The organism is Shewanella sp. SACH (assembly GCF_001887095.2).
GTDB classification, from domain to species: domain Bacteria; phylum Pseudomonadota; class Gammaproteobacteria; order Enterobacterales; family Shewanellaceae; genus Shewanella; species Shewanella baltica.
Map to the genome: position 1 here is coordinate 714,553 of NZ_MPDG02000001.1, position 25,175 is coordinate 739,727.

At 45.3% G+C, this 25,175-nt stretch carries 27 protein-coding genes; 12 read left to right on the top strand and 15 right to left on the bottom strand.

All coding sequences use genetic code 11. From position 1 onward, the window contains the following. Positions 1 to 231: 231 nt before the first annotated feature. Positions 232 to 612, bottom strand: a complete 381-nt coding sequence (locus tag BM607_RS02965) for a VOC family protein (RefSeq protein ID WP_071938963.1) — start codon at positions 610 to 612, stop codon at positions 232 to 234. A gap of 469 nt (positions 613 to 1,081) precedes the next feature. On the opposite strand from BM607_RS02965, the gene BM607_RS02970 reads away from it, so the two are divergent. The 3 genes from BM607_RS02970 (at position 1,082) to BM607_RS02980 (ending at position 2,443) form a co-directional block, all read left to right on the top strand. Then, entirely contained in the window at positions 1,082 to 1,786 is a 705-nt protein-coding gene (locus BM607_RS02970; protein ID WP_041408515.1) for a hypothetical protein, read from the top strand. A 101-nt stretch (positions 1,787 to 1,887) separates the two neighbouring features. After that, positions 1,888 to 2,238, top strand: a complete 351-nt coding sequence (locus BM607_RS02975) for a VOC family protein (protein WP_071938962.1) — start codon at positions 1,888 to 1,890, stop codon at positions 2,236 to 2,238. After that, positions 2,213 to 2,443 (top strand): DUF1289 domain-containing protein, encoded by a 231-nt coding sequence (locus BM607_RS02980; RefSeq protein ID WP_071938961.1) that lies wholly within the window; start codon positions 2,213 to 2,215, stop codon positions 2,441 to 2,443. Before BM607_RS02975 ends, BM607_RS02980 begins: the two co-directional genes overlap by 26 nt. Positions 2,444 to 2,745: 302 nt before the next feature. Here the strand turns inward: BM607_RS02980 and cdd are convergent, their stop codons facing one another. Then, entirely contained in the window at positions 2,746 to 3,636 is an 891-nt protein-coding gene (cdd, locus tag BM607_RS02985) for a cytidine deaminase (RefSeq protein WP_006087443.1), read from the bottom strand. Between the two features lie 210 nt (positions 3,637 to 3,846). Further along, complete coding sequence (gene sbcB / locus BM607_RS02990) at positions 3,847 to 5,259, bottom strand: exodeoxyribonuclease I (RefSeq protein ID WP_071938960.1); 1,413 nt, start codon at positions 5,257 to 5,259, stop codon at positions 3,847 to 3,849. A 177-nt stretch (positions 5,260 to 5,436) separates the two neighbouring features. Here sbcB and BM607_RS02995 point away from each other — a divergent pair, with 177 nt between their 5' ends. The 3 genes from BM607_RS02995 (at position 5,437) to BM607_RS03005 (ending at position 7,637) form a co-directional block, all read left to right on the top strand. After that, positions 5,437 to 6,264: a hypothetical protein gene (locus BM607_RS02995; RefSeq protein ID WP_071938959.1), complete on the top strand. Its 828-nt coding sequence runs from the start codon at positions 5,437 to 5,439 to the stop codon at positions 6,262 to 6,264. A 41-nt stretch (positions 6,265 to 6,305) separates the two neighbouring features. After that, a complete protein-coding gene (gene rlmA, locus BM607_RS03000) occupies positions 6,306 to 7,121 on the top strand; it encodes a 23S rRNA (guanine(745)-N(1))-methyltransferase (protein WP_071938958.1) in 816 nt (271 codons plus the stop codon). 306 nt (positions 7,122 to 7,427) lie between these two features. After that, entirely contained in the window at positions 7,428 to 7,637 is a 210-nt protein-coding gene (locus BM607_RS03005) for a cold-shock protein (protein ID WP_006081219.1), read from the top strand. Between the two features lie 699 nt (positions 7,638 to 8,336). Here the strand turns inward: BM607_RS03005 and BM607_RS03010 are convergent. Together BM607_RS03010 and rne are read right to left on the bottom strand one after the other, a co-directional pair. Further along, the gene (locus tag BM607_RS03010) at positions 8,337 to 9,896 is read right to left on the bottom strand and encodes a SulP family inorganic anion transporter (protein ID WP_071939282.1); all 1,560 of its coding nucleotides are present in this window, start codon (positions 9,894 to 9,896) and stop codon (positions 8,337 to 8,339) included. Positions 9,897 to 10,050: 154 nt separating this feature from the next. Next, the gene (gene rne, locus BM607_RS03015) at positions 10,051 to 13,509 is read right to left on the bottom strand and encodes a ribonuclease E (protein WP_071938957.1); all 3,459 of its coding nucleotides are present in this window, start codon (positions 13,507 to 13,509) and stop codon (positions 10,051 to 10,053) included. A gap of 542 nt (positions 13,510 to 14,051) precedes the next feature. Here rne and rluC point away from each other — a divergent pair. Further along, the gene (gene rluC / locus BM607_RS03020; RefSeq protein ID WP_014620693.1) at positions 14,052 to 15,011 is read left to right on the top strand and encodes a 23S rRNA pseudouridine(955/2504/2580) synthase RluC; all 960 of its coding nucleotides are present in this window, start codon (positions 14,052 to 14,054) and stop codon (positions 15,009 to 15,011) included. A 22-nt stretch (positions 15,012 to 15,033) separates the two neighbouring features. Next, positions 15,034 to 15,750, top strand: coding sequence for an HAD-IA family hydrolase (locus tag BM607_RS03025; protein ID WP_071938956.1), 717 nt, complete (start codon positions 15,034 to 15,036; stop codon positions 15,748 to 15,750). A 195-nt stretch (positions 15,751 to 15,945) separates the two neighbouring features. Here the strand turns inward: BM607_RS03025 and BM607_RS03030 are convergent, their stop codons facing one another. Next, positions 15,946 to 16,530 (bottom strand): nucleoside triphosphate pyrophosphatase, encoded by a 585-nt coding sequence (locus BM607_RS03030; protein ID WP_071938955.1) that lies wholly within the window; start codon positions 16,528 to 16,530, stop codon positions 15,946 to 15,948. 262 nt (positions 16,531 to 16,792) lie between these two features. Between BM607_RS03030 and yceD the strand changes: the two genes are divergently transcribed. The 4 genes from yceD (at position 16,793) to BM607_RS03050 (ending at position 19,984) form a co-directional block, all read left to right on the top strand. After that, positions 16,793 to 17,317: a 23S rRNA accumulation protein YceD gene (yceD, locus tag BM607_RS03035; protein ID WP_006087468.1), complete on the top strand. Its 525-nt coding sequence runs from the start codon at positions 16,793 to 16,795 to the stop codon at positions 17,315 to 17,317. 16 nt (positions 17,318 to 17,333) lie between these two features. Continuing rightward, positions 17,334 to 17,504 carry a 50S ribosomal protein L32 gene (rpmF, locus tag BM607_RS03040; protein ID WP_006081226.1) on the top strand — a complete coding sequence of 57 codons (171 nt, stop codon included), beginning with the start codon at positions 17,334 to 17,336 and terminating at the stop codon, positions 17,502 to 17,504. 15 nt (positions 17,505 to 17,519) lie between these two features. Next, entirely contained in the window at positions 17,520 to 18,548 is a 1,029-nt protein-coding gene (gene plsX / locus BM607_RS03045; protein ID WP_071938954.1) for a phosphate acyltransferase PlsX, read from the top strand. A gap of 203 nt (positions 18,549 to 18,751) precedes the next feature. Beyond that, a complete protein-coding gene (locus tag BM607_RS03050) occupies positions 18,752 to 19,984 on the top strand; it encodes a site-specific integrase (protein ID WP_071938953.1) in 1,233 nt (410 codons plus the stop codon). Positions 19,985 to 20,008: 24 nt separating this feature from the next. On the opposite strand, the gene BM607_RS03055 is transcribed toward BM607_RS03050, so the two are convergent. From BM607_RS03055 to BM607_RS03100, 9 genes are all read right to left on the bottom strand, one after another. After that, the gene (locus BM607_RS03055) at positions 20,009 to 20,224 is read right to left on the bottom strand and encodes a hypothetical protein (protein WP_071938952.1); all 216 of its coding nucleotides are present in this window, start codon (positions 20,222 to 20,224) and stop codon (positions 20,009 to 20,011) included. Further along, the gene (locus tag BM607_RS03060) at positions 20,221 to 20,448 is read right to left on the bottom strand and encodes a hypothetical protein (RefSeq protein ID WP_071938951.1); all 228 of its coding nucleotides are present in this window, start codon (positions 20,446 to 20,448) and stop codon (positions 20,221 to 20,223) included. The genes BM607_RS03055 and BM607_RS03060 overlap by 4 nt, the downstream gene beginning before the upstream one ends. A 261-nt stretch (positions 20,449 to 20,709) precedes the next feature. Next, positions 20,710 to 20,907: a hypothetical protein gene (locus BM607_RS03070; protein WP_071938949.1), complete on the bottom strand. Its 198-nt coding sequence runs from the start codon at positions 20,905 to 20,907 to the stop codon at positions 20,710 to 20,712. Continuing rightward, positions 20,904 to 21,395: a hypothetical protein gene (locus BM607_RS03075; protein ID WP_071938948.1), complete on the bottom strand. Its 492-nt coding sequence runs from the start codon at positions 21,393 to 21,395 to the stop codon at positions 20,904 to 20,906. Before BM607_RS03075 ends, BM607_RS03070 begins: the two co-directional genes overlap by 4 nt. 12 nt (positions 21,396 to 21,407) lie before the next feature. Then, entirely contained in the window at positions 21,408 to 21,878 is a 471-nt protein-coding gene (locus tag BM607_RS03080) for a hypothetical protein (protein ID WP_071938947.1), read from the bottom strand. After that, a complete protein-coding gene (locus BM607_RS03085; RefSeq protein ID WP_071938946.1) occupies positions 21,878 to 22,198 on the bottom strand; it encodes a hypothetical protein in 321 nt (106 codons plus the stop codon). Before BM607_RS03085 ends, BM607_RS03080 begins: the two co-directional genes overlap by 1 nt. Positions 22,199 to 22,206: 8 nt before the next feature. Beyond that, positions 22,207 to 23,877 (bottom strand): DNA cytosine methyltransferase, encoded by a 1,671-nt coding sequence (locus BM607_RS03090; RefSeq protein WP_071938945.1) that lies wholly within the window; start codon positions 23,875 to 23,877, stop codon positions 22,207 to 22,209. After that, entirely contained in the window at positions 23,865 to 24,791 is a 927-nt protein-coding gene (locus BM607_RS21975; RefSeq protein ID WP_071938944.1) for an MT-A70 family methyltransferase, read from the bottom strand. The genes BM607_RS03090 and BM607_RS21975 overlap by 13 nt, the downstream gene beginning before the upstream one ends. Further along, positions 24,788 to 25,174: a hypothetical protein gene (locus BM607_RS03100; RefSeq protein WP_349289757.1), complete on the bottom strand. Its 387-nt coding sequence runs from the start codon at positions 25,172 to 25,174 to the stop codon at positions 24,788 to 24,790. The genes BM607_RS21975 and BM607_RS03100 overlap by 4 nt, the downstream gene beginning before the upstream one ends. Position 25,175: the final 1 nt, after the last annotated feature.

The window sequence follows — 25,175 nt, forward strand, 5'->3', positions numbered from 1 at the left end:
CATAAGACAGGGGAAAACTGCCATAAGTGCGAACATTCTAGCGATTAACGCTAATGTTTCCAGATATTATTTATATTTTATCAATGAAATCTTGGCATTACCCGACGACAACTTATTCCGAACCCTGTCGTTGCTGAATGACAACCAATCTCCTACATTGATAGCTACATCTGTATCAACCTGTGGCGTATCCTTGAGTAGTCACTCATCATGTTTAGGTCAGTTTTTACATCAGCGTTTTAAATAGCTAATGGCCGCAATAATGGCGCCCTGTGGGTCTTTTATCCAACAAAAACGGCCCACCTCTGGAATGTCTTCAGGGCCAAACAGAATGTCACCGCCGAGTTTTTTGGCACTGATAGCCACTTGATCCACATCGTTAACGGTAATATAGCCAGTCCAATGTGAGGGAAGGGTGGGGATTAAACTGTCGGTAATTCCGCCAATGCTGATCCCCTCGTTTTCAATAATGTGATAGTGACCGTGGGGCATTTTGACGGTTTTAAAGTGCCAGCCAAAAATCTCAGCATAGAAGCACATGGCCTCTTCGGTATTATTGGTTGTGAGTTCATGCCAACTTAACGCCCCTGCAGTATTAAAAGCCGATTCCATAAGCGCATCCCTAATTTATTGTGGTTAACTTTTGTATTTGAGCCGATGTTCAGTGGCTGTGTTTAAGGCCCGTATTTAAGGCTTGTGTTTAAGCTCTGAATTCTGAGCTTGCATTTGGAAACCCTATTTCGGGTTTCTGATCCAAATTGAGTGTAGTTGAGGCCCATTGATAATTCACAGGCGGTAAATTAAAATTTCTGCATTTTTGAGCTTGGTGAGCATTAAATTAACTTAATGTTCTACAAGGAGATTCACTTATTTTGCATATGACTATCGGCCGTTAGCGGCTCTGTGACGTTGCGGCTTTAGCGATGAGCTGGATGCAGCTTGTCGCGCCAAGACTTAGTACTGAAAACAGATTTGAAAATGGGTTCGTTTACTGTGGTTTGAGTGTTAGACCTGACTCCCGTTAACTTGTTAATATAGGCCAGTTTTGCATCTTATCGATGCCACCTTAGGGGATACGAGATTGAATAAGAGTTTAGTAACAAATTTATTGGCGGCTGCTTTAGTGGTTGTGGGTTACCTGATGCATTCGGCAATTGTCCTGAATGTCGGATTATTTGCCTTATCGGGTGCGATTACCAACTGGGTTGCGGTTTATATGTTGTTTGAGAAAGTCCCCGGACTCTATGGCTCGGGAGTCGTGCCTTCTCGTTTCGAAGAGTTTAAGGCGGGCATTGCTCATCTGATGATGAAGCAGTTTTTTACCACAGAAAATATCGAACGATTCCTATCGGAAAAAGAAGGCATCAGCAAAATGGATTTGGCGCCCGTGATTGAAAAGGTCGATTTAGCGCCTTCTTTCGATGCCTTAATTAGCACAGTCGCGCAATCTTCCTTTGGCGGCATGTTGTCTATGTTTGGTGGCACGGATGCGTTATTACCGTTAAAAGAGCCGTTTATTGTGAAGATGAAAGCCTCTTTAGTTGAAATGGCACAAAGTGATGCATTCCACGAGCTGTTGAAACAAGAAATCGAACAGCCAAATGTGATGGCCGATCTGCAAACTAAAATTGCCAATATAGTGGAACAAAGGTTAAACGAGCTGACACCGCAAATGGTGAAACAAATCGTTCAGGACATGATCCAAACGCATTTAGGTTGGTTAGTGATCTGGGGCGGGGTGTTTGGTGGTCTGATTGGACTTGTCGCAGCCTTAATCCAAGGTTAACCTGAGTTAAAGCAGCGAATAGAATGGGAGCTTGGCTCCCATTTTTTATTCATGCATTTTGTGCCCATCATTTTGTCCCTCATTAAATAGCAAGGAAGTCTATGAACCTTCAACACAGCATCAATTATTTGGAAATCCCGAGCCGCGATATTGCGAGTTCTAAGGCCTTTTTTAGCCAAGTGTTTGGCTGGACCTATGTTGATTATGGTCCTGAATACAGCTGCTTTATGGATGTTGGGATCACAGGTGGCTTCTATCAAGCCGAGGTGGATTTTACCCTCGCAAAAGGCTGTCCGCTGATTGTGATCTACAGCCAGAACTTAGAATTGACTCTGACGGCTGTCGTGACCGCTGGCGGCGCAATCACGGCAGACATCTTTAGTTTCCCCGGTGGTCGCCGATTCCACTTCACTGAACCCTGTGGCAATGAATATGCCGTCTGGTCAGAATGATCCTAATGCCAATCCCTGTATCCGCAATTGTTGTTTAGATCAGCAAGATATTTGCTTAGGTTGCTTTAGGCATCTCGATGAGATTTTAGCCTGGCGCGCTATGTCAAATGTGGAGCGGCAAGCTTGTTTTGCCAGAATGGCGCAGCGTAAAGCTGAGCTTCAGGCCAAAAGAAGTGGCGTAAATAGAACTCTGGATAGTGAGTAGCCTTGCAGAATCGTGTTCATGTTAACCATCTATGCCGAGTTAGCTTCCACGTTTGAATACTCAGCGTTACGTTTAAGAACTAGCGTTTGCGTTTGAGCACTGGCAGTTAGGTTTGAACACTATGCGTCACGTTTGAGGATTGGACATTAAAGCTTAGGACTGCTATTTCGACGTTTTAGCCGTCAGCATTAGCGGGTGAACACTTGATGTTGAAGTATTAATCGAATAATCCAACGGCGAAATACGCATTAACGTATTTCGCCGTTGGCATTTTGAAGCACCCTTGGCATTTGAAGCAGAAGTTACACGGGATCGATGACTATGTGTTCAAGTTCGATGGCGGCAACGGTATGGAGTGCATCCATAGTCGCGCCGACTAAACTGATTTTTCCTTGAGATGATTCAATTAACACCGCGCGGCTGATATCGCTAAACTCGCGATTATGGCGAACGAGATTCGACAAAGCCATCTGCATCGGCAGCATAGAAGGATTGAATGCCGCGTTCTCTGCATAGCGACCACAATAGGTTGCGCCATCGCGTGTTTCTAAAACCACGGCAGCAAAACTCTGAGTGTAAGGCGCGTAGCTTAAACCGGCATGATCTAAACCTTCGATGATCATAGGATCGGCACTATCTAAAGCAAATTCAGTTTGTTGCTTTGCCATTAAAGGTGAAGTGACATTTAAGTCTTTTGGGCCAAAGGCATAGGGTAAATAATAAGCCAGTGGATGGCTTTCCTGTGCGGGTAGATGAATGCTGATCTTACTTCCTTCAACCAGCTCATTCATAAATTGACGGCAATGGCCGCAAGGGCTGGCATTGACTATGATATCAACAATTTGGCTTTCACCGCTGAGCCATGCATGGCTGATAGCGCTTTGTTCTGCATGCACAGAATGAAACAGCGCTTCACCGGGTAATTCTAAGTTGGCACCCATGTAGATATCGCCACTTTTTCCTTTGGCAATCGCACCGACATAAAACTCACTGATAGGCGGTTTCGCCAGTGCAGCGGCTATCGGCAGCAGTGCCAGTAACACTTCTGCTTCGGTCATCTTGCTTGCACTTGTGAGTGTGGCAAGTTGCTGCGCATCTAAGTGTCCAGCAAAATTCTGGTGCAACATCGGAATGAGAGCATCGGCTAACGGCGTTGGCAGTTGGGTTATGCTACGAATAAATCTATCTTGCATTTCCCGATTCCTTATTTGTTAAGTTCATGGAAGAACATTCTAGTAATTTTGTTACAGCATAAATGCGAGTTAGCTCGCGTTTATACGCTGCAAATGTGTGTGTTCGATAGTAAACAATTTAAGTTATGCGCCTAATAGAGTGAGTCTATTCACGAATATAAACAAGCTTAAGACTATTAAATAAAAGACTTAAGCTTGAATTGATTAAACTTAAAGTTCACGCAAATAATGACAAAGGGCAGCCAGTAACTTCTGCTTAGTCTCATCCGCTTGCGTATCTTGCAGCAGATTTTCTAATTTAAGTACGTAGTCTTGATCGGCTAAGCGACTTTGACAGAATTCACGCCAGCGCTGCGACTCTTCGTAATCGAGTAGTTCAGGGTAATTACGGGCGCGGTAACGAAACAGCATTTCAGGGATACGTGGATCATCAAACTGCAAGTCTAGCGCCGCTAAATTTTGCGGTAGGGTATGACGGATGATTTCCATTTTCGCTTTATCAGCTTGGCTAAAGAAACCACCTGAATAGAGCATCAAATCGGGATCTGTGGTCGCTCTGCTGTCATCGTGCTCAAATAATAGCGCCAGTTTTTCACGTAGTTCTGGGTGAAGTTTAAGGCGTTTATATTGCTCTCTGGCAAATGCTTTATCTATGCCTAAACGAGTGGCATGTTCATCGCTGAGGATTTTAGCCGAAGTGATAAAAGGGCACTTATTTAAATGAATTTGTTTTACCGCGATCGGTAATTCGTCTTCGGCAAGATCGGCTCTTGGCGTATACATACGCGTTTTAATTTGCTCGATATCTAGCTCAAAGAGTGGCGTTAAATCCATGGCTAAATTAACGCAAATAACCGCATTTTTATTGGTTGGATGGTGCGCCACGGGGGAAATCAACGTCGTACAGCCATTGCGAGCACTGATCTTAGAGCTCACGTGTACTAACGGCTGCATATTGAGCACATCGATTTGATCGCTCACCGCTTGCTTACGGCGCAGGTCAAAATAGTACTGATATAACTTAGGTTGTTTCTCGCGAATGAGTTTTGCCATAGCGATGGTTGCATACACATCAGACATGGCATCATGGGCTTTCTCATGGCTTAAACCATTCGCTTGGGTCAAATGTTCTAGCTTAAAACTAGGAGATCCATCTTCCTTGGTTGGCCAATTGATCCCTTCGGGTCTAAATGCGTAACACGCGCGTACTAAATCAATGATATCCCAACGAGAGTTGCCATTTTGCCATTCACGGGCATAGGGATCGATAAAGTTTCTATAAAAGCCATAACGGGTCACTTCATCATCAAAACGCAGTGAGTTGTAGCCCGCGACACAGGTGTTTGGCTGGCTAAACAGTGCTTGAATACGCCCCATAAACTCAGTTTCAGGGATGCCTTTTAAATTGGCTAACTGCGGAGTGATCCCTGTGATCAATATCGCTTCTGGTGACGGCAAATAATCAGGGGCTTGCTTGCAATAAAATGTCTCAGGCTCGCCGATAATATTGAGATCTAAATCCGTGCGAATACCGGCAAATTGCGAGGGTCTGTCTTTCGCCGGGTTAGCCCCAAAGGTTTCGTAGTCGTGCCAAAATATGCTTGGCTGAGAATGATTAGACATAAATTAAATTCAAATGACAGTTTGTCGAATAATAACATCTTAACACCGAAATTCCCCGAATGAACATTTACACCATTAAAGCAATTAAGCCATTATCTTGAAAATATAACGGCTTAATAGGTGATCTTCATTAAGATTCGACGGTACAATCGCGGCTGAACAGGGGAATAATGTCTTATGTATCATCAATTTCTAAATGAGCCTATGGTGCTTGATGCTGAAAAGGCGTCGATACTCACGTTGCGGTTACCCGACGATATCAGTGATTTTATTGTGTTACAGGCGATCAGTGCGCCTTTGCTAGAGGTCGTCGTTATTGCTGAAGCCGGAACCCCGCAAAATATTGCTATCCGCTTTCAACCGTTTATGGGTCTTAAGGTTGAATCATTACCGCAAAGTGCACAGGCCTTTAATACACCGATTACTCGGAGCCTTGGGCAAGGTTTTCGGCTTTATACGCGTATGGGCACTGCTGCAAAATTTTGCGCAGCAGAATTGCGACGGGGCGTATCTTTTACTTTAGATATGACTAATCGTTTAGGCGCAGAGAATTGCTTAACCTTTGCCTTACAAGCAGATTCAAAGTTTGAGTTAGTACCTTTAGAAGCCGATTTACGTGTTTTACATGAGCCTAAAGCGCTGATGGTCGCCAAAGCGCTGTTAGCAAGACAATACGACTATGCCGCATCGTCAGAATCCCTTGCCATTTACATGACCGAAATCGAGCAAGTTAGGTTAGAATTACAAGCATTTTTATGCGGGGAGCTTGGCCAATGTCACGCTAGCCTTACCGATGAGGTATTAAGGCTCGATCCCTTGTTACTTCAGAAACAACAATGGTTATTTAGAACCTATACCCATATGTTTGAGCGTCCTAATTACAACCGCGCCGCTAATGATGTTGATAACACAGATAAGTTATTAAGAAAATTAGAGTGTTATGAGTTGCTTGCCCCACCTGAACTGATCCAGATGGTTGATCGATTGATGGAAGACGAAACGTAAACCTTTCTTGCCAAAATTTAGTTAAACGATAAGAGTCCACTATGCATTATTTATGTCCCCTGTGTTCCGCGCCGCTGACGTTAACGGATCGAACTTGGGGTTGTCCACAGCAACATAAGTTTGATATGGCCAAAGAGGGCTATGTCAACTTATTGCCTGTACAGAAGAAAAACTCAAAAGATCCTGGCGATAACAAGCAGATGATGTTTGCTCGGCGTGAATTTCTAAACGAAGGCTACTATCAAGATTTGAGTGATAGAGTGAATGCTCTCGCGCTCGAATTTGGTGCTGAAGCAAAGCAGATCCTCGATATAGGCTGTGGGGAAGGGTACTACAGCCAGCGTTTATTCAATGTGTTGAGTCAGCACCATGATTGTGATTTACAAGGCATAGATATTTCTAAGTCAGCAATTAAATATGCGGCTAAACGCTACCCCAATTTAGCATTTTGTGTGGCAAGTGCCTATGAGATGCCCATCGCCTCTCAAAGTGTTGATCTTGCCATTCGCATTTATGCACCTTCAAAAGTTGAAGAGTTACAACGCATTATGGCTGATGGTGGCATCTTGATAACAGTCTCTCCCGGACCTTCGCATCATTTCGCCTTGAAGCAACAGATTTATGCCGAGCCTAGATTGCATACCGTATCAGCCGCGCATATTCCCGGATTTGAGTGCCTGCATCAGGAACGCTTAATTTCTCGACTTGAACTGACAAAAAGTGAACATATTGCTCATTTTTTAGAAATGACGCCTTACGCTTGGAAGTTTACCGATGCGCAAAAGCAAGCATTTGCTCTGCAAGGACTGAGTTGTGAATTGGATTTCCAAATTGAAGTGCATCGCATTTCAAGATAAGCGATAAGATTAAGCTATTGAAATAAATTATTTAAAATGTTTAACTGTTCTTGCTAAGCAGCATGAACTGAGTGTTCAGCTAGCCGGTTGCAAAACCGCAAAGTAGATTTAGGCAAAATAAATAATCCAAAGTGTCGCAGTGTGTTGACTTATCTTTAGAATGGTTTATAGTCTTATCAGCTTGAAGGTTGGGCTTATATTTATGTGTTCAATACGACCAGTTCGTCCTGTAAACATAAGTAATACCGGCATTTTCCAGCTCCACCGCCGTTAAGGCTTTAATTTTTTATTTACAGGATTTATATTATGTCTCAAGTTACTGGTGTTGTTAAGTGGTTCAACTCTGACAAAGGTTTCGGATTCATTGAGCAAGAATCTGGTCCAGACGTATTCGTACATTTCCGTGCGATCAACTCTGACGGTTTCAAAACTCTTGATGAAGGCCAAAAAGTGTCTTTCACTGTGACTCAAGGTCAAAAAGGTCCACAAGCTGAAAACGTAACTATCGTTGGTTAATTTTCGGTGCTGTTAGCCTAGAGCTGATAGCAATGGATTAAAGGGCTATGGTTTATTCCATGGCTCTTTTTATTTGTGTGAAATTTAAAATGTACTTCTAGGTTAGATGCTCTTCTAGAGTGAGTAGCCTTCTAAGAAAGTAAAATATATAGTCGCTAGATGCATGAGCTTAAGTTGCTCAACCGTTTTCTTAGCCTACCGTATTAATTTAACTGTTAGCTCCCGCTTCCAGATTTCCTCTTCATCTCCAAAACACCTCATTTCAGAGAGTTAATCTTCAATAAAGCTTCCTCGATTCATCCACCATGTTTTTGCTTCAGTGATATTAAAGGTTTTTACCTCTCAACACAGTATTTAGCCATAGCGTAACTTAACTCTCTAGGCCGACAGCGTGTGCATCCCATCACTTTTTTGTTGTATGAATCTGGAGGATCAGAAGCAGCAGGGCACTATTAACGCTTTGAAGTCTGTTTATGCAGCACTGTGTTCATTGGTAACATGCCTAACTACAACTCTCGCCATGGCTAAACCAGAATTCAGATAATTACTGCTAAAATCGTGTGGGATGGATTATAGATTGATATGACTCAGCTTTTTGCCATTCAATGATTGGCGTTGAGTCGATAAAAAAGCCTGAATATCGCTATTCAGGCTTTTTTATTTCATGTCGAAGCTCACACATTCCTGCTTAAACTTAGATTACGAATCCAGCTTATCATCGGCAACTTTATAGTGAGGATCATCGAGTTGATTCACTTCGACAAGATTTCCCGCTTTATGCAGCAGTGCTTTACAGTCAGCGCTTAAGTGGATCAAGTGCAACTTCTTACCTGCATTGACATAACGTTCAGCGAGCGTGTCTATTGCTTCTAATGCGGAATGATCGGCAACCCGAGAGTTCTTAAAGTCGATAACCACATCTTGAGGATCTTTTGCTGGGTCAAATAATTCGAGGAAATTCGCAATTGAGCCGAAAAACAACGGGCCATTGAGTTTATAGACTTTCCAGCCTTGCTCATTCTGCTCTTCAGTCACATTAATATGCTTGGCATGTTCCCATGCAAAGACCAAAGCAGAAACGATTACGCCGACAAATACCGCAAATGCCAAATCGGTAAATACGGTTACCGTCGTCACTAGCACGATAACGAAAGCATCATGCTTCGGGACTTTGCCCATAAACTTAAAGCTTGCCCATTCAAAGGTGCCGAGCACAACGATAAACATCACCCCAACTAGCGCCGCAAGGGGGATTATCTCAATAAATGAAGCGCCAAATAAGATAAAGGCAAGCAGTGCGACTGCTGCTGTAATTCCTGATAATCGGCCGCGTCCACCCGAGTTAATGTTAATCATCGATTGACCTATCATGGCACAACCACCCATAGCACCGAAGAAGCCGCTGGTGATGTTCCCAAGACCTTGGCCGACGCATTCTTTGTTGCTGCGACCACGGGTATTGGTCATCTCATCTATCACAGTTAATGTCAGCAGTGATTCGATAAGGCCTACTGCAGCTAAGATGCAGGAGTAGGGCAGGATGATATATAAGGTTTCAAGATTAAAAGGCACAGAGGGAATCGCAAAGCTAGGTAATGAACCCGCTATGGTCGCATTGTCGTTACCACTCATAGTTTTGAGGAAGTCGAGGACATTACGAGTATCAAGATCGAGTCCGACGACAATTGCCGTTACAGTGAGGATTGCGACTAGTGATGAAGGCACTGCAGTGGTGATCTTAGGTAAAAAATAAATGATAGCCATCGTCAGTGCCACTAAGCCTAACATCAGCATTAATGGTTCTTGTGGCAGCCAGACTAAGTTTCCGCTGGCATCCTTGACCTTAAACTGACCTAGCTGGGCGAGGAAAATCACAATCGCCAGACCATTCACAAAGCCAATCATGACGGGATAGGGCACAATCCGAATAAATTTACCGAGTTTACATACCCCGGCTGAGATCTGGATGAGTCCCGCTAAGACTACGGCAGCAAATAAATATTGGACACCGTGCTCAACGACCAAAGACACCATGACGACGGCCATAGCGCCTGTCGCGCCTGAAATCATGCCTGGGCGGCCACCAATCAGTGCCGTGATAAGTCCCATGATAAAGGCGGCATAAAGTCCAACCATAGGCTCTACATGGGCGACAAAGGCAAATGCGACCGCTTCTGGGATAAGCGCAAGTGCAACTGTTAGCCCTGAAAGCACATCGGCTTTATGGCTAGACGTTTTGTGGCGAATGAGATCAAACATTGAACCTCTGTTATTAAGTTGTTGTGTGGATAAAAATAAGGCGCGAATACTAACAAAAAAATGGATTGAGCTAAACCTTAAATATAGTGTGAGTTTTACGATAGAAATAAAAAAGCCATGCAATTGCATGGCTTTTTCTGACTAACCTAAGTGGTTATGGACGAGCCATATCCGACTCTGCACCGTTAGCAAGTTTGATTTTGGCGGTAGGCTCTTCGGTCGCAGTATTTTCATACTCGCGTCCTTTAGGCACAGCCACTTGCTCTCTCACTTCAACAACTGGTTTGGTCATATCCGAAGATACCATAGAGCCAAAACGGCTGGCGGCTTTCGGCTTGTTGACAACAACCGCATCAACCGAATCGGTGATTTGCGAATTCACTGTCGTTGGGGCCGCTTGCACTGTTGTTTGAGGTTTAGCGATAGCAGCAGGTTTTGCCATTGGGGCAGAGGCTGTTGCTTTAACCGCTTCTTTAACTTCAACACTCGGTGCAACGCTTGGCTCTTCAGCAGTTTCAGTCTTTGGCGCTTCAACTTTAGCCGCTTCAACTTTTGGCGCAGCTGGTGTAACTGCTGGGCTTTCAACTACAGGGGCTTTAACCGCTTCGACTTCAGCTGCAACGTTAGCGACTGGAGCTTCAACGACTGGTGTAGCTTCAACTTTCACTTCAACCGCTTTTGGCACTTCCGCTTCAGTGGCTTTAGTCTCAACTGGCTTAGCTTCAACTGGCTTAGTTTCGACTGCTATAACGTCATTTGCTGGCGTTTCAACTTTCGTTTCAGCTTTAACGACTGCAGGAGCTTCAACAACAGGTGCTTCGCTTGCTTGTGCCGTTTCTACTTCAACGGATTTAGCAGTTACTTGAGTTTCAGTCACGGCATCTGTTTTAGTTGCGACGACTGGCGCTTCTACACGCACACTGGCGACTTCGCTTGGATACTCTTGGTCAGCACCTAATTCGTCATTTGGAACGAATTGCGCTGGCGTTGATGTACCTTGGTCATCTTCGTCACGACGACGACGTTGACCCGCTGCACGAAGATGACGTGGGCTGCGACGGCTACGACGTTGACCATCTCTTTGCTCGCGTTTTGCTTGATCATCAGCAGTTTCGCTTTCAGCATCGACCGCTTCGTTATCTTGCGATACCGTATCCGCTGGTGCTGCAACTTCAGCTGCAACAACTTCAGCCTGTTCTTCAGTCTTAACAGCATCAACCGCTGGGGTTTCAGTGACTGCAGAGCTCACCGCTTTCTCTTCTACCGCAACATTTTCTGCAGCTTCTTGAGCAGGTGCCGCTTCTTTACGAGGCTGACGACGTGTTCTTGGTGCTTTAGTTTCTGCAGGTGCTTGGGCAACTTCAGCTTTAGTGTCAACACTGATAGTGCTAGCAGCTGCGGCGTTAATGGCTGCAATTTCAGCTAATACTTCAGCAGCATCTTCTGGCGCAATTGGGATCGCATTATCTGGCGTGTTATGGCCATTATCGATACGCACCTTACGGCGCATGTTACGACGTTGACGGCGTTCACGGGCGACTTCTTGCTTAGGTGCATCGGCTTCAACGTCGGCAACCACGTCTTTTGGCGCTTGTACACGTGGCTTAGGTTCCGCTTTCGCTGGACGCTTAACAGCTTCTTCCTTCTCGCGAACTGGGCGTTCTTGAGTGCTTGTGCTTACCGCTGCATCAGCTGGTTTTTTCGGATTACGGCTGCGTGGCTCACGAGTGCCTTCTTTTGCTTTATCAGCATCTTGGGCATTACGTGGGCGGCGAGTATCGTTGCGACGGTTACGGCGGTTGGCGTTAGCGGCACTAGTATCGGCTGTTTTAGTTTCAACAACTTTTACGGGTTCTGCTTTTTCGCTTGGCGCAAACATGGCGCTGACCGCACTCACTAGCTTGCTGAAGAAGCCAGGTTGTGGTGCTTCAACTTTCACCGTTGGAGATGGCGCTTGTTCCACTTTCTGTGGCGCGGCAAAACCTTTTAATGCAGGAATAGGCGCTGCGGTACGTTCCAGTTTACGTGGCTCATACAACTTGGCATCAGGCTGCTCGATACGCTTATAGCTAGACTCGCTGATTTCATCATCACTACGGTGACGGATCACGCGGTAATCTGGCGTCATCATGTGCGCATCAGGTATCACATACACTTCGACATCGTGACGTTGTTCTGTAATGCGAATGGCTTTGCGTTTCTCGTTCAACAAGAAAGCCGCCACATCCACAGGCACAATCGCTTCGATTTGTGAGGTGTTCTCTTTGATGGCTTCTTCTTCCATCAAACGTAAAATCGACAGTGCTAAAGATTCAGTACTGCGAATCGTGCCTTGGCCATGACAGCGAGGGCAGATGTGCGCAGCAGATTCTTCTAAAGAAGGACGCAGACGCTGACGCGACATTTCCATCAAACCAAAACGCGAGATGCGACCTAACTGTACGCGAGCGCGGTCATGGTGCACAGCATCACGTAAGCGGTTTTCAACTTCACGCTGATGGCGCACAGGCGTCATATCGATAAAGTCGATAACCACTAAGCCACCTAAGTCACGCAGACGTAATTGACGGGCAATTTCATCGGCGGCTTCAAGGTTAGTGTTCAGTGCTGTCTCTTCAATATCGCCGCCTTTAGTGGCACGGGCAGAGTTGATATCGATTGAGGTTAAAGCTTCAGTTGGGTCGATAACAATCGAGCCGCCAGATGGCAGACGCACTTCACGTTGGAAGGCTGATTCGATTTGTGATTCGATTTGGAAGTGAGTGAATAACGGCACTTCAGCTTCGTAAAGTTTTACGCGCTCAACGAAATCTGGGCGAACTAAGGCGATATGTTGCTTAGCTTCTTCGAAAATACGTGGATGGTCGATGAGGATCTCGCCCACATCACGACGTAAGTAGTCACGAATAGCGCGCACGATCACGTTACTTTCTTGGTGAATTAAGAAAGGAGCGCCTTTAACCTGTGAAGCTTCGGTGATTGCTGCCCAGTGGTGCTGCAGAACTTTTAAGTCCCACTTTAACTCGGCAGATTCTTTACCCACACCGGCAGTACGTACGATAAGACCCATGCCCGCTGGCACTTCCAAATCGGCCATTGCTTCTTTTAACTCAGTGCGCTCATCACCTTCGATACGACGAGAAATTCCGCCTGCACGTGGGTTGTTTGGCATTAATACTAAGTAAGAGCCTGCTAGGCTGATGAAGGTCGTTAAGGCTGCGCCTTTATTGCCGCGTTCTTCTTTGTCAATCTGGACAATAACTTCTTGTCCTTCACTGACCACTTCTTTGATATTTGGGCGACCTTGGAACGAATATCCTTTCGGGAAATATTCTCTGGCGATTTCTTTCAGTGGCAAAAAGCCGTGACGATCAGCACCGTAGTCGACGAAAGCGGCTTCTAAAGACGGTTCTACACGGGTAATTTTACCTTTGTAAATGTTTGATTTTTTTTGCTCATGACCTGGACTTTCAATATCTAGATCATACAGTTGTTGCCCATCAACAAGGGCAACACGCAACTCTTCTGATTGAGTTGCATTGATTAACATACGTTTCATGATGACGTCATTCTTCTTTAAATAGAGGTCATCAAACATCGCGCTTCGCTGCATTACGGGCCTAGCAGTAGGTCAACTGAGCCTCACGGCTGGTGGCTAGGCAAGAGGTGCGCATTGCTGTTAGACGCAGTCGCTGCGTGTCGCATCCTATTTATGGCTTATTTTTTAATGATTACAAAAACAAGGAATTCGTTGTAAAACATCAACCAACCCCATAAATTCTTTAGTTTCTTTCCGGTAATGCCCAAGTCGAATCGGTTTGTCTGACGACAAGTTAAAATATCCTTCGAAATCGGGGAGGAAAATCTAGGGTAAACCTTATTAAAGTAAGGCGACTTTCTCGATTTAATCGTAAAAAACGCATTTATGGTATTTTTACTTATTATACGATTCGCAAATCAATGACTTGCTATCAAGAAAATGTTTTTTTATCCGTTAAATTTTCCGCTTGGGATCGGGGCGTTGTGAACACTTTATTCACGGCTTATCCCTAATCGCTGGTGAAATATAGCAATAATCAAAAAATTCAGCAATGGAAAGGCACAATTCTTCTCAGTTGTTGTACAATGGCGGCCGTTATAATTAGATGGCGCATCATGAATATAGAATCCACCCCACAACAGGTTCAGTTGATCACGATTGATGAAGATCACTTCGAACAGCGTATCGATAACTACTTAATGACCAAGCTGAAGGGCGTGCCGAAAAGCATGATCTATCGCATTGTCCGCAAGGGCGAGGTTCGAGTGAATAAGAAACGCATCAAACCCGAGTACAAGTTGCAGATTGGCGACATAGTGCGTATTCCGCCAGTCCGAGTGGCAGAGCCAGATAACCGTACCGCACCATCGCCTAACTTAAGCAAAGTCTCGCAACTCGAAGACCGTATTTTGCACGAAGACAATCATTTGATCGTGCTGAATAAACCTGCTGGCATTGCTGTGCATGGTGGTAGTGGTGTCGATTACGGTGTGATTGAAGCCCTGCGTTCACTGCGCCCTCAACAAAAGTTTTTAGAGCTAGTACATCGTCTCGATAAAGATACTTCGGGTGTGTTGTTGGTGGCGAAAAAGCGTAGCGCACTTAAACATCTGCATGATCAGCTCAGATATAAAAAGATGCAGAAAGACTATTTGGCCTTAGTGAAAGGTGAATGGTCTGCTCAAGATAAAGCCGTTAAACAGCCTTTATTAAAAATCACCCTTAAATCCGGTGAGCGCATAGTGCGTGTTAATGCGGAAGGTAAACCTTCTGAAACGCGCTTTAAAATTATGCAGCGTTACCAAGGTTGTACTCTCGTGAAGGCAAGCCCTGTCACTGGACGTACTCACCAAATTCGGGTGCATTGCCAATTTGCGGGTCATCCTATCGCCTGTGATGATAAATACAGCGAGCAAGGGTTTGACGACAGCATGCGGTCATTAGGCTTAACTCGACTCTTTTTACATGCGGCTGAGTTGATGTTTATTCATCCAGAAAATGATGAAGTGATGCGCGTCTCTGCGCCTTTGGATGAAAACTTGTCGCAATTATTAGATAAGTTAAAGCGTGTGTAATCGACGGGGATAGGTTTCAAGGATGAAGATAAAGCAATACGATTTAGTGATTTTCGATTGGGATGGCACTCTGATGGACTCCATCGGTAAAATTATCACCTGTATTGAAAATATGGCTAAGGCATTGCGGTTACCTATCCCAACCGAAAGCGATATTCGCGATATCATCGGTCTTTCTATGAAAGAAGCGCTGCGAGTCCTGTTTCCTCAGGGGCTCAATCTCAGCGCTTCTTCTGCTTATTCTCAGCATCAGCATCCTAAAAATGCATTCAGCCAAAGCGAAGATGATCAATATCAGCAGATGCGCGCCGAGTTTAAAGCACAATATTTGCATTTAGACACCACGCCAACGCCACTCTTTGCACAAGCACCAGTGTTAATCGATGAGTTACATACTCAGGGTTATCAATTAGCCGTTGCAACCGGTAAGGCCCGTGCGGGACTTGATCGCGTTTTTGCGCAAACGGGCTTAGGTCGATACTTTGTTGCATCACGCTGCGCCGATGAAGTGCACAGCAAACCCCATCCTGAAATGATTTCAAGCTTGCTGAAAGAATTGAATATTGCCCCGAACCGAGCCCTAATGGTGGGGGATTCTCTGCTGGATTTGACCATGGCGGCCAATGCTGGAATTGATAGTATTGGCGTGACCTATGGCGCCCACAGTGCCGACAAGTTACTGCAAGCAGGACCTATCGCTTTGATTGACTCTCCTGCGCAATTGCTGCAATACCTCTAGCACTGCTATTTAATGCTGAAGCGGCAATACATGCCGCTACGCATGAGTACTTCCTAGTTACCTTTATTTACGTCCCATCTTCCCGTCAATAAAACGAATCTGCTGTTCGGCACTTTTGGGTGCGCTTAATCGATTTAATAAACAGAGCACGCAGAGCAAAACCTCAGTAAACGAATAAGCTAACGTGTAAGCACATTAAGCGAGAACGTCTACCCCTTGGGCTAGCAGCATTTCCGTCAGTAATATCAGTGGTAAGCCAACTAAGGTATTCGGATCGCGACCTTCAAGCTCGGTAAATAACGCTATGCCTAAGCCTTCACTCTTAAAACTGCCCGCGCAGTAGTAGGGCTCTTCTTTTTCTATGTAGGCGACAATCTGCGCATGGCTAAGATGCCTGAAATGAACCGTAAAGGGTTCAACCTCGGCGGCCATGGCGCCCGTTTCGGCATTATAGAGTGCAAGACCAGTATAAAAGGTGATGGCCTTGCCAGAGGCTTGGGTGAGCTGCGCGACGGCATTGTCAAAATCATGGGGCTTACCGATAATCTTGCCATCAATGACGGCAACTTGATCGGAGCCAATAATCAGCCCATCGGGGAATTGTTCTGCACCTGCGACGGCTTTTGCTTTGGCTAATCGCAGCACTAAGGCATGGGCCGATTCATCGATATGCGCCGTTTCGTCAATATCAGGATCACAGCATTCGAAGGGAAGACCGAGTTTTTGCAGTAAAGATTGTCGGTATACAGAGGTCGAAGCTAAGATTAATGGTGTTGGCATAATGGGATATCCGCAAAAGAGTGACTCATATTGTGACCAATCTGCGCTGGAGAGTGCAAGAGTTTCGTCTTTTACGGTTTCTTTTCCGTGAATGCGACTATTTTAGTCGGCTTATGCTTGTATGCGACCTCGGGCTTGGGTACTATTTCGCTTCCGTCAATTTCAATGTTGGGGCTGGAGAAAGGCTTAAGTCGCAAACTGGGACTTAAGTTAGAATTTTTTCTTTGACTCTAGCGTTTTCAAACTATAATATGCGCGCCTTATGCAAACAGTAAAGATACCGGTTTCAATTGATCCATTTCGCGCCGCCTCGAGTCGCCTAGTTTATCAGGGCGTTGTTCCTGGTGTGCAATTGAAAAGATTAAATGAGTTATGTGCCGGCGACTGTTCCGATGTGGCAGTGTCGCTTGAATGTGGCGTAGATTTACAGGGGATAGTCTACCTGAAAGGGAAGGCTGTGACGGAGCTCACTCTGATATGTCAACGTTGCATGACGCTATTTACCACTGAGGTTACGGTCGAGTTTTGCTTCGGTCCATGCCGGACTAAGGCAGAAATCGATGAGCTCCCGGATGCGTATGACCCAATTGAGTGCAATGAAATTGGCGAAGTGCGTCTACATCAATTGATCGAAGATGAATTGATAGTCGCTATGCCGATAATCCCAATGCATCAAGAAATTGATTGCAGTGCTGGATCTAAAGACATGGTTGTAGGCGAGATCGAACCCGCTCATGAGGAGCGTCCAAATCCGTTTGCAGTGTTAGAAAAACTGAAGAGCAAGTAATCTAGGAGACAGGCCAATGGCTGTACAACAGAACAAAAAATCACGTTCAAAGCGCGGAATGCGCCGTTCACATGACGCACTGAGCACTGCTCAGCTGTCTGTAGACGCTACCAGCGGTGAAATCCATATGCGTCACAATGTGACTGCAGATGGCTTCTATCGCGGTAAAAAGGTAATCAACAAGTAATTTGTTGGTTTCCTAATGACGAATCTGACGCTTGCGTTAGATGCAATGGGTGGTGATCATGGCCCCCACGTCACAGTGCCTGCAGCCTTGCGGGCACTACAATTACATTCTTTTCTAAAAATCATTTTAGTCGGTGACAAGACTGAAATTGATGTCTATCTACGTCAAGCGGAAGCGAATTTACTTTCACGCATAGAAATCATTCATACCGATGAAGTCGTTAGTATGTCCGATCGACCTGTGCATGCTTTGCGTACACGTAAAAACAGTTCCATGCGATTGGCGATTGAGTTAGTGCGTGACGACCGCGCGCAAGCTTGTGTGAGTGCCGGTAACACGGGTGCGCTGATGGCAATGGCGAAAGTGTTGCTGAAGACCTTACCTGGCGTTGACCGTCCTGCGTTAGTGAGTTGTTTACCTGCGGTGACCCAAAAACCTGTCTATTTATTGGATTTGGGCGCGAATATTTCCTGTGACTCGGAAACCTTATTTCAATTTGCCGTGATGGGCTCTGTCCTGTGCGAAGCGGTAGATAAGAAATCTCGGCCAAAAGTCGCCTTGCTCAATGTGGGCATTGAAGAAATTAAAGGTAACGATCAAGTTCAGCAAGCGGCGCAGTTGCTGCAACACACAGATCAAATCAATTACACAGGTTTTATCGAAGGCGATGAAATCTACTCCGGTAATGTGGATGTGATTGTTTGTGATGGCTTTGTGGGTAATATCACGCTCAAGACCTCAGAAGGTATTGCCAAGTTATTGGTACATCAGTTAAAACGGGGACTAACCCAAGGTTTATTCGTTCGTTTTCTGGCTAAACTTATCGCCCCACGTATTCAGGCGGTCCTTAGTCAGATGAACCCCGACCACTATAACGGTGCAAGTCTGATAGGATTGCGCGGAATAGTTGTAAAAAGCCATGGAAACGCGGATGAAACTGCCTATTTACAAGCAATTAGTTTGGCAGTAACGGAAGCTCAACGTCGACTCCCTGAAATGATAAAAGATCGTTTGGAGTCGATTCTTTTAGATATCAATCACTGATACCGCGACAAACAAAGATTTATCACGACATTCGCTAGTATAAAACCCTTTAAAATCCTCGTTATGCGTCAAATCACTGCGACAAACTAAGACATTCAAACTCGACATAAGACAAGCAAAACTTGTACAAATTTGTGTGCAAATTTACACTATGTACACCGATAGCCGCTGAGGCTAAAAAAATTTGTACACAAAGAGGGTTTATGGCGCTGTCAGATTCATGGCTAAAAGCTAGCTCCGGCAAGGAGATCGACAAGGCTTATGAGAAGGCCGATCGTGATGGCTTAAGTGTGAGAGTGTCACCCAAAGGCAAACTTACATTTCAATTGCGCTACCGATATATTGGCAAAGCATCAAGGCTTGATCTCGGCTCTTACCCTGCAACCTCACTAAAGTCCGCCCGGACGGAATGCTTACGTTTAAAAGGTGAGTTAGAGAAAGGTTATGATCCTAAATTAGTTAAAATTAACGATAGGATTGAAATTGAAAATGCACCAACGATCAGCGACTTGTTTTATCGTTGGCATAGTGCGAAAAAAATCAGAAATGAAAAGTGCCACAAGCAGGTATTACGTAGCTTTGAAATTCACTTATTACCTAGAATTGGCATGATGCTAGTACAGGATACTAAATTGCACACATGGCTTACTGTGCTTGATGACGTGGCAAAGGGGACGCCTGCAGTAGCAGCAAGCATATTGGCCAATGCCAAAAAAATGCTTGGCTGGGGTGTTAGAATGCGACTAATCAGCGATAACACTTTATCTGACATTAGTGCGAGAGAAGATCTTCATGTAATTAAGCGTGTCGGCAAGCGTTCTCTGAGTAATGATGAAATCGTCTTGCTTTGGGATGCGCTTAGACGCTCAAGAGTTGCACCTAAAAACAAAGTGTTTATCAAGCTACACCTGTTCTTTGCTTGCCGCACAGGTGAACTACGTCTAGCTGAAAAGTCACATTTTGATTTTGATAAAATGGTCTGGACTGTTCCTGCTGAAAACCATAAAACTGGTTATAGTGGCAACCAAATTATCAGGCCTATCGTGCCTGAAATTCTGCCTCTACTGAAAGAGGCTTTTCTATTAAGCTCAGGTAAATTTTTATTTGGGTCGGCAGATTCTTTCAACGAAAAGCCTGATAGTGAAGCTAAGCCTTTAGCATCGACATCGCATTTATCTATAGTGAACGTCATCAATAATTGGATAAATAAGCATCATGAATGCGGCATCACGCATTGGTCTATCCATGATTTACGTAAAACCGCGCGCACTAACTTTTCAGATTTGACTGATGAAAGGACTGCAGAGGTGATGCTCGGGCATAAGTTGCCAGGCATTCAAGGCGTGTATGACCACAATTTATATTTAAAAACCCAAGCGGCAGCATATACCGCCTGGCATCATAGATTGTGCGACATTATTGGAAGTGAGTTGTAACGATATACAGAATGATAGGGGGTATTAAGCGGCTTGGCTGTTATTTGTTTGGTGGTTTGCTGCTTGAGTCTCCCACGCTTCTACATCATCGATGGCCCACAAGTTTTGACTGCCTGCCGCTAGCATCCGAGGTTTTGGAAATGGATGTTGCGGTTTTTCCATCCAGCGGTAAATGGTGCGGCTAGTGCATCTAAACCGCTCGGTGATGTCTTTTGTACACCAGTAACCTTTAATCATCATGCACCTGCCTTATTCAATATGCATTCGTCTACTGCCATTAGATCGGTTTTCATCCCCATCTTATCTAATCGAGCAATCACAGCTTGCTCGCGGCCGTGAACAGTTGATAGATCAAACTCCGGGCGCTTACTCAGGATTGCCACTTGTTGCTCAAGCTCGGCAATTCTGGCTTTAAGCTGGGCGTTCTCTGCGACAGCTAGGTTAAGTCTGTCATTCATCTTCATGCTGTACCTGCCTTGGCTTATGCCATACTTCCCATGTTTTTGCCTTAAACATGTTAGCCACAAGGTTAAAAGTTCCTACTACTATAAGCTTCCAAAATGCATTGGCTGTGTACAGTAAAAATTTCAGCGTATTCAATGAAAGCACGAGTAAATTGGTTGGTATTATCATTAATAACATCAACATTCTTCTGGCCGCGTTATTCTTAATCGTGCCGATATACTTAGGTCTTAAACTTTTCTTATCTTCAGTGAACTCGAACATCACTTACCGTCCTTATTTTTACCCACTGGTTTGACTTTTGCATCGGGTTTAACGTCGATGTACCACGCTTCACCTTCTGCGTTAATAACGATAAATCGCCAACCAAAAAGCCACTTCATCGCTATTTTTTTGCCAATCCATGTGAATAAAATCCAGATGATCGGCAGCAGAAAAAGACAGGTTAAAAATGTGGTCATAGCGCACCACCCTTAGCCGATTGCCTTGTTATATATTCCTCTGCAAGAACCTTGATGAATGGCATTGAACAGCCTTCCGCTGATTCTTTAGCAAAATCACTCACAGCTTTAGCGCGGATATCAGCAATTGATTTTGAATAGCGGTGTTCAGACTCATAGCCTTCTGACCAGTGCATAACATCTTCTTCTGTAAATGAGTGATTGTCACAGTCATCACTTTTTTCATCTTTGATGCGTTCCATATAGCCGTCATACCAGCCATCACCAATCGCATCTACAAAGAGCGCTTTCACTTCTTCTAGCTCGTTTGTCAGCTGATCGTTTTCTGCAGTAATTGCTTCGAGCTTTTCACATGCCGAAACCAGTGCATCTAGCGTTGTGTCGAACAAAGCTGGCAGCTTTTCAGCGTCAGTTTCTTTCTTAAGCTGTGCAGCTTTGGCCTGCGCGCTGATCATATCTAAGGTGAAATCTTCCATATCGATATTCATACCCAATCCTTATTAAATTCGTCTGCCGCGAGTTCCGCGCTGTTCGTTAATTGCCATTTTATTTGCAATAGTTTGAGCAAGGTCGATACCTTGCCAGTGGGCTAAATCCGCAACTCTTAGAATAATGTCGGCTAGTTCAGTGCCAAAACAGTCTGAAGGTGCTTCACCGCGACATTCGTTCACGGCTTCACCAACTTCTGACGCGATAAGTGCAAGAGCCTCTAAAACAGTTTTGTTATGCCAGCCCATTCGCTCAACCCAATCAAATTGTTTCGCGGCAATTCTATTAATTGGCATCCCATGATCTAAAATTTCTAGATCAACTTTCATCGCGTTTACTTGGTCCTTTAATTGCTGAATTTCGGTACCGAGTTTTTGTTTAATGTGATCGTGCTCAATGGCAGGAACGTAAACGCCTAAGCCTTCAACATTGATCTGGCTTGAGCCGTTACCGTCTAAAAACACTCTGCGTTTGGTTGTCATTATTTACCTTCCTGTTCATTTGGGGCGAAAAACAGCGCGACTGGACCATCTTCTGTATCGTGAATACTCAGCAAGAATGATCCAGCCTTGTCGCAAACTGGGTTCCAATCACTGATATCGATGTCGCCATCATCAAAGTAACGCTCAATAAGATTTTCAGGTGCATCAGCTTCAAACCAAATAACGACAAAATCACCGCCGTTAGCTGCCGCCCACGCAATACATTCTGCTCGTGGAGTGCCTTCATCCCACTCAGGTAAATCTTGATGCGTCCAATAACCTTCATCACGCTCTACTGTTACTGCTTGTATCTGGTTCATAAAAACTCCTATGCCGCTTCGGCGGTTTGTGTGCAAAGCTCGGGGAGGTTTGCGCGAGTGAGGGCTTCGGCAAATTGCGGCGGTACCGAGTTGCCAACACGGGCGACTTGCTGCTTTTTGGTCGATTTGCCGTTGTAGTTGTTGATGATGTAATCAGGGGTGAAACCTTGGCAGGCGAATAGCTCATGGGGTTCGAGCATGCGCATACCGATATCGATGATTTGATAGGGTTCACCCTTGATCATCACTAGGCCAAAGCGGTCATTGGTGGTGATGGTGTGCAATGGTTCGTTACATGCCACGCCGTCTTGCTCGTTGCCGTAGTATTTGATGAAGAACGCGCGAACTTCGCCAAGGTGTAAGCCGCCAGCGGTGATAGTGTGTGCCGGTTCATCCATCGGAAAACCGATGTTAGTGCCACGCAATTTAATCATGTGGCTAGTGATCAGTGCGTTGTGATCAACCGTTGTCACTGTCGGTAATGGGTTGTTTAGGTCATCACCTGGTCCCGAGTAATTGCCGCCGTAATGCTTACAGATATTGGCGGCGGTGCGTGGCTCGAGTAATTCATCATTTCCGTAAAGCTTTACGTATTCCTCATAGCTACCACCAAAGTTCTTAGTTTTGGCAAACCATTCTGTGAAGGTTGTGATTGTTTCGTTAACCTTCATTAGCTTTGGTTGCACCACAGCAAAGTGACCGCCTTTGACTGCTGCACAGATAGTGCGCAGTGGCTCATTAACGGCCATATTGCGTTGATTGCTGGCGTTAGCGTGCTCAGTGATGAAGGGCGCTAATGTGATGTTTTGCGGCACAATAAACGGCTTTGTAGCATCAATCACAAAGCGTTGAATGCCTTTAGCAATACGGCGCATGGTGTTTTCAGCTAATGGCTTTTTACGGCCAAAGATTGATTTGCAGGACAGTGACCAGTCGATGCACTCGGCTGCTGTGCGCCACGGTAATAGTTTGCCCGATTTAACCGCTTCGCTATCCGGTGCGCCGTGGGTTGGTTCAGGCCAAACGATGGGCTGACCATCACAACGTGCGATCATGAATAGACGCTTACGGATTGTCGGTGCGCCATAGTCACAGGCCCGTAGCTCGCGCCATTCGACTTTATACCCAAGCCCTTTAATCAATTTAGCGGTATCGAGCAAGCCTAAGGTTTCAACGCATTCAGCAAGTGCGGGGTGATCTGCATCTATGCCAGTGCTTAATATGCTGACAAAGGCGTTAAATGTTTCGCCTTTGCGCTCTGGGCACGGGTGCATTGCATCTGTTACCGGGCATTGAATTAATGGCCCCCACGTTTTAAATTCTTCGACGTTTTCGAGCATCATCACGCGAGGGCGCACCTTCATCGCCCAGCGAACCGTAACCCAAGCTAAGCTGCGAATCTCTTTATTCACTGGCTTGCTACCTTTGGCTTTGCTGAAATGTTTGCAGTCGGGTGAGAACCACGCTAAATCAACCGGCTTACCAGCTGTTGCTTGCACTGGGTCAATATCAAATACCGACTCGCAATAATGCAGGGTGTCAGGGTGATTGGTTGAGTGCATGGCAATAGCGTCAGGGTCGTGATTGATTGCAATATCAATGCTGCGACCGATTGCCCAGCCCATGCCAGTGGAAGCACCGCCACCGCCCGCGAAGTTATCTACGATTAAGCCGCGCATGATTTTGCCTCCGTTGGCATGTTCATAAATAAGTCATCAATGATTGAGTCAGGTGAGTGACCTTCTAATCGTTGTCTGTTGATTTCTTCACAGATTTCTTTAAGTCGATCCTCAGTGATTTCAGCTACCGTAGTGCCATGAAGCCGCAATACTTCTTTAGCTATGTCGAGCACTTCAATCGGCCATACGCTATTAGCTGGTCTAGCTGGCTCTTTAGCTATCTGTTCTTCTATATCGAGTTGCTTAGTCTGTTGTCGCTTCTTCCTTGTTTGTTTTGGTTTAGGTATATCAATTGATTGCTCTAATTTAAGCGGGATTTCGATTGAGCCTTTAACCTCGTTACCAAACACATCCCATCCTTTAGTTTTTGTTCTGGCGAATATTTCAAGGCGAGGAACATCACCCATTAGCTCGACGCATTTATCACGAAACTCATCTGGCTTTTGGCTATGGCGAATGTTTTGATAGGCGCCCACGTAACATAGGTGAGCGAGCACTTCATCAAGGCTTTCTGGATCATAATTACCCACAGCGCGAACGCTGCGACAAGCTGGCTTTGGCTTTCCTTTTACTGCGATGATGGCCGATTCACTGCCAGCGCGGGACCAAAAACCCATACCAAAGAATGGATTGTTATTCACTGTTAGCTTGTTCCACACAAAACCGTTCATATTTTTAAGGGTGAAGCCCCAGCTTTTAACCAGATCAATGGCATCCTGTGGCATGGCGCCCACGTACCACATCACTAGCACACAGTTATCATCGGCAATACTGCCAACATCGAGGCGTTTTAAGCCTTCGGTGCTGGTGACTGCGTACTTGGCTTGGGCGCTGGATTTCATCGAGCCGCCCGTGTTCTGGTTGCTAAATGCCCATGGTGGATCTGCGTAAATCACTTGATATTTTTTGCTCATGCCGCATGCTCCTTTGAATCACTGATTGCAGCCATAAGGTGCTGTTCAAGTAATTCATTCCCATTCATATAGCTTGCTGCCATGCTGACCAACTGCTCGAGTTCAACGATCCGCGCATTTGCCGTGGCTAACTTGGCAAGATGCTTTTCCCAATCAATTTCTTTGATGGCTTCAACAACGCCCATGGTGTTGTTAAGCGTGGTTTGGGCGCGCATCAGGTTTGATAGCTCGATAAAGTGGCGAGCGGCGCAGCGTTCTGGTTCCAAGCCTGTGGTGTAATGCAGCTTTAGGGCGGCAATAGTGGGCTCGGATGTAATGCGCGTTAGCGATAGCAGTAAGTCGAGTTTGCGCTCTGACTCACTGCCAGCGAGTAAGTAGATCATT

What these genes read in the sequence shown, in the direction of transcription:
- BM607_RS21975 (WP_071938944.1), bottom strand. Translation starts at nt 24,791, where the DNA reads ATGAGCAAAAAATATCAAGTGATTTACGCAGATCCACCATGGGCATTT.
- rpmF (WP_006081226.1), top strand. Translation starts at nt 17,334, where the DNA reads ATGGCTGTACAACAGAACAAAAAATCACGTTCAAAGCGCGGAATGCGC.
- yceD (WP_006087468.1), top strand. Translation starts at nt 16,793, where the DNA reads ATGCAAACAGTAAAGATACCGGTTTCAATTGATCCATTTCGCGCCGCC.
- BM607_RS03005 (WP_006081219.1), top strand. Translation starts at nt 7,428, where the DNA reads ATGTCTCAAGTTACTGGTGTTGTTAAGTGGTTCAACTCTGACAAAGGT.
- BM607_RS03075 (WP_071938948.1), bottom strand. Translation starts at nt 21,395, where the DNA reads ATGAATATCGATATGGAAGATTTCACCTTAGATATGATCAGCGCGCAG.
- BM607_RS03085 (WP_071938946.1), bottom strand. Translation starts at nt 22,198, where the DNA reads ATGAACCAGATACAAGCAGTAACAGTAGAGCGTGATGAAGGTTATTGG.
- BM607_RS03070 (WP_071938949.1), bottom strand. Translation starts at nt 20,907, where the DNA reads ATGACCACATTTTTAACCTGTCTTTTTCTGCTGCCGATCATCTGGATT.
- BM607_RS03010 (WP_071939282.1), bottom strand. Translation starts at nt 9,896, where the DNA reads ATGTTTGATCTCATTCGCCACAAAACGTCTAGCCATAAAGCCGATGTG.
- BM607_RS03025 (WP_071938956.1), top strand. Translation starts at nt 15,034, where the DNA reads ATGAAGATAAAGCAATACGATTTAGTGATTTTCGATTGGGATGGCACT.
- cdd (WP_006087443.1), bottom strand. Translation starts at nt 3,636, where the DNA reads ATGCAAGATAGATTTATTCGTAGCATAACCCAACTGCCAACGCCGTTA.
- BM607_RS02995 (WP_071938959.1), top strand. Translation starts at nt 5,437, where the DNA reads ATGTATCATCAATTTCTAAATGAGCCTATGGTGCTTGATGCTGAAAAG.
- rne (WP_071938957.1), bottom strand. Translation starts at nt 13,509, where the DNA reads ATGCAGCGAAGCGCGATGTTTGATGACCTCTATTTAAAGAAGAATGAC.
- plsX (WP_071938954.1), top strand. Translation starts at nt 17,520, where the DNA reads ATGACGAATCTGACGCTTGCGTTAGATGCAATGGGTGGTGATCATGGC.
- BM607_RS02975 (WP_071938962.1), top strand. Translation starts at nt 1,888, where the DNA reads ATGAACCTTCAACACAGCATCAATTATTTGGAAATCCCGAGCCGCGAT.
- sbcB (WP_071938960.1), bottom strand. Translation starts at nt 5,259, where the DNA reads ATGTCTAATCATTCTCAGCCAAGCATATTTTGGCACGACTACGAAACC.
- BM607_RS03055 (WP_071938952.1), bottom strand. Translation starts at nt 20,224, where the DNA reads ATGATGATTAAAGGTTACTGGTGTACAAAAGACATCACCGAGCGGTTT.
- BM607_RS03080 (WP_071938947.1), bottom strand. Translation starts at nt 21,878, where the DNA reads ATGACAACCAAACGCAGAGTGTTTTTAGACGGTAACGGCTCAAGCCAG.
- BM607_RS02980 (WP_071938961.1), top strand. Translation starts at nt 2,213, where the DNA reads ATGAATATGCCGTCTGGTCAGAATGATCCTAATGCCAATCCCTGTATC.
- BM607_RS03100 (WP_349289757.1), bottom strand. Translation starts at nt 25,174, where the DNA reads ATGATCTACTTACTCGCTGGCAGTGAGTCAGAGCGCAAACTCGACTTA.
- BM607_RS03090 (WP_071938945.1), bottom strand. Translation starts at nt 23,877, where the DNA reads ATGCGCGGCTTAATCGTAGATAACTTCGCGGGCGGTGGCGGTGCTTCC.
- BM607_RS02965 (WP_071938963.1), bottom strand. Translation starts at nt 612, where the DNA reads ATGGAATCGGCTTTTAATACTGCAGGGGCGTTAAGTTGGCATGAACTC.
- rlmA (WP_071938958.1), top strand. Translation starts at nt 6,306, where the DNA reads ATGCATTATTTATGTCCCCTGTGTTCCGCGCCGCTGACGTTAACGGAT.
- BM607_RS03050 (WP_071938953.1), top strand. Translation starts at nt 18,752, where the DNA reads ATGGCGCTGTCAGATTCATGGCTAAAAGCTAGCTCCGGCAAGGAGATC.
- BM607_RS03030 (WP_071938955.1), bottom strand. Translation starts at nt 16,530, where the DNA reads ATGCCAACACCATTAATCTTAGCTTCGACCTCTGTATACCGACAATCT.
- BM607_RS03060 (WP_071938951.1), bottom strand. Translation starts at nt 20,448, where the DNA reads ATGAAGATGAATGACAGACTTAACCTAGCTGTCGCAGAGAACGCCCAG.
- rluC (WP_014620693.1), top strand. Translation starts at nt 14,052, where the DNA reads ATGAATATAGAATCCACCCCACAACAGGTTCAGTTGATCACGATTGAT.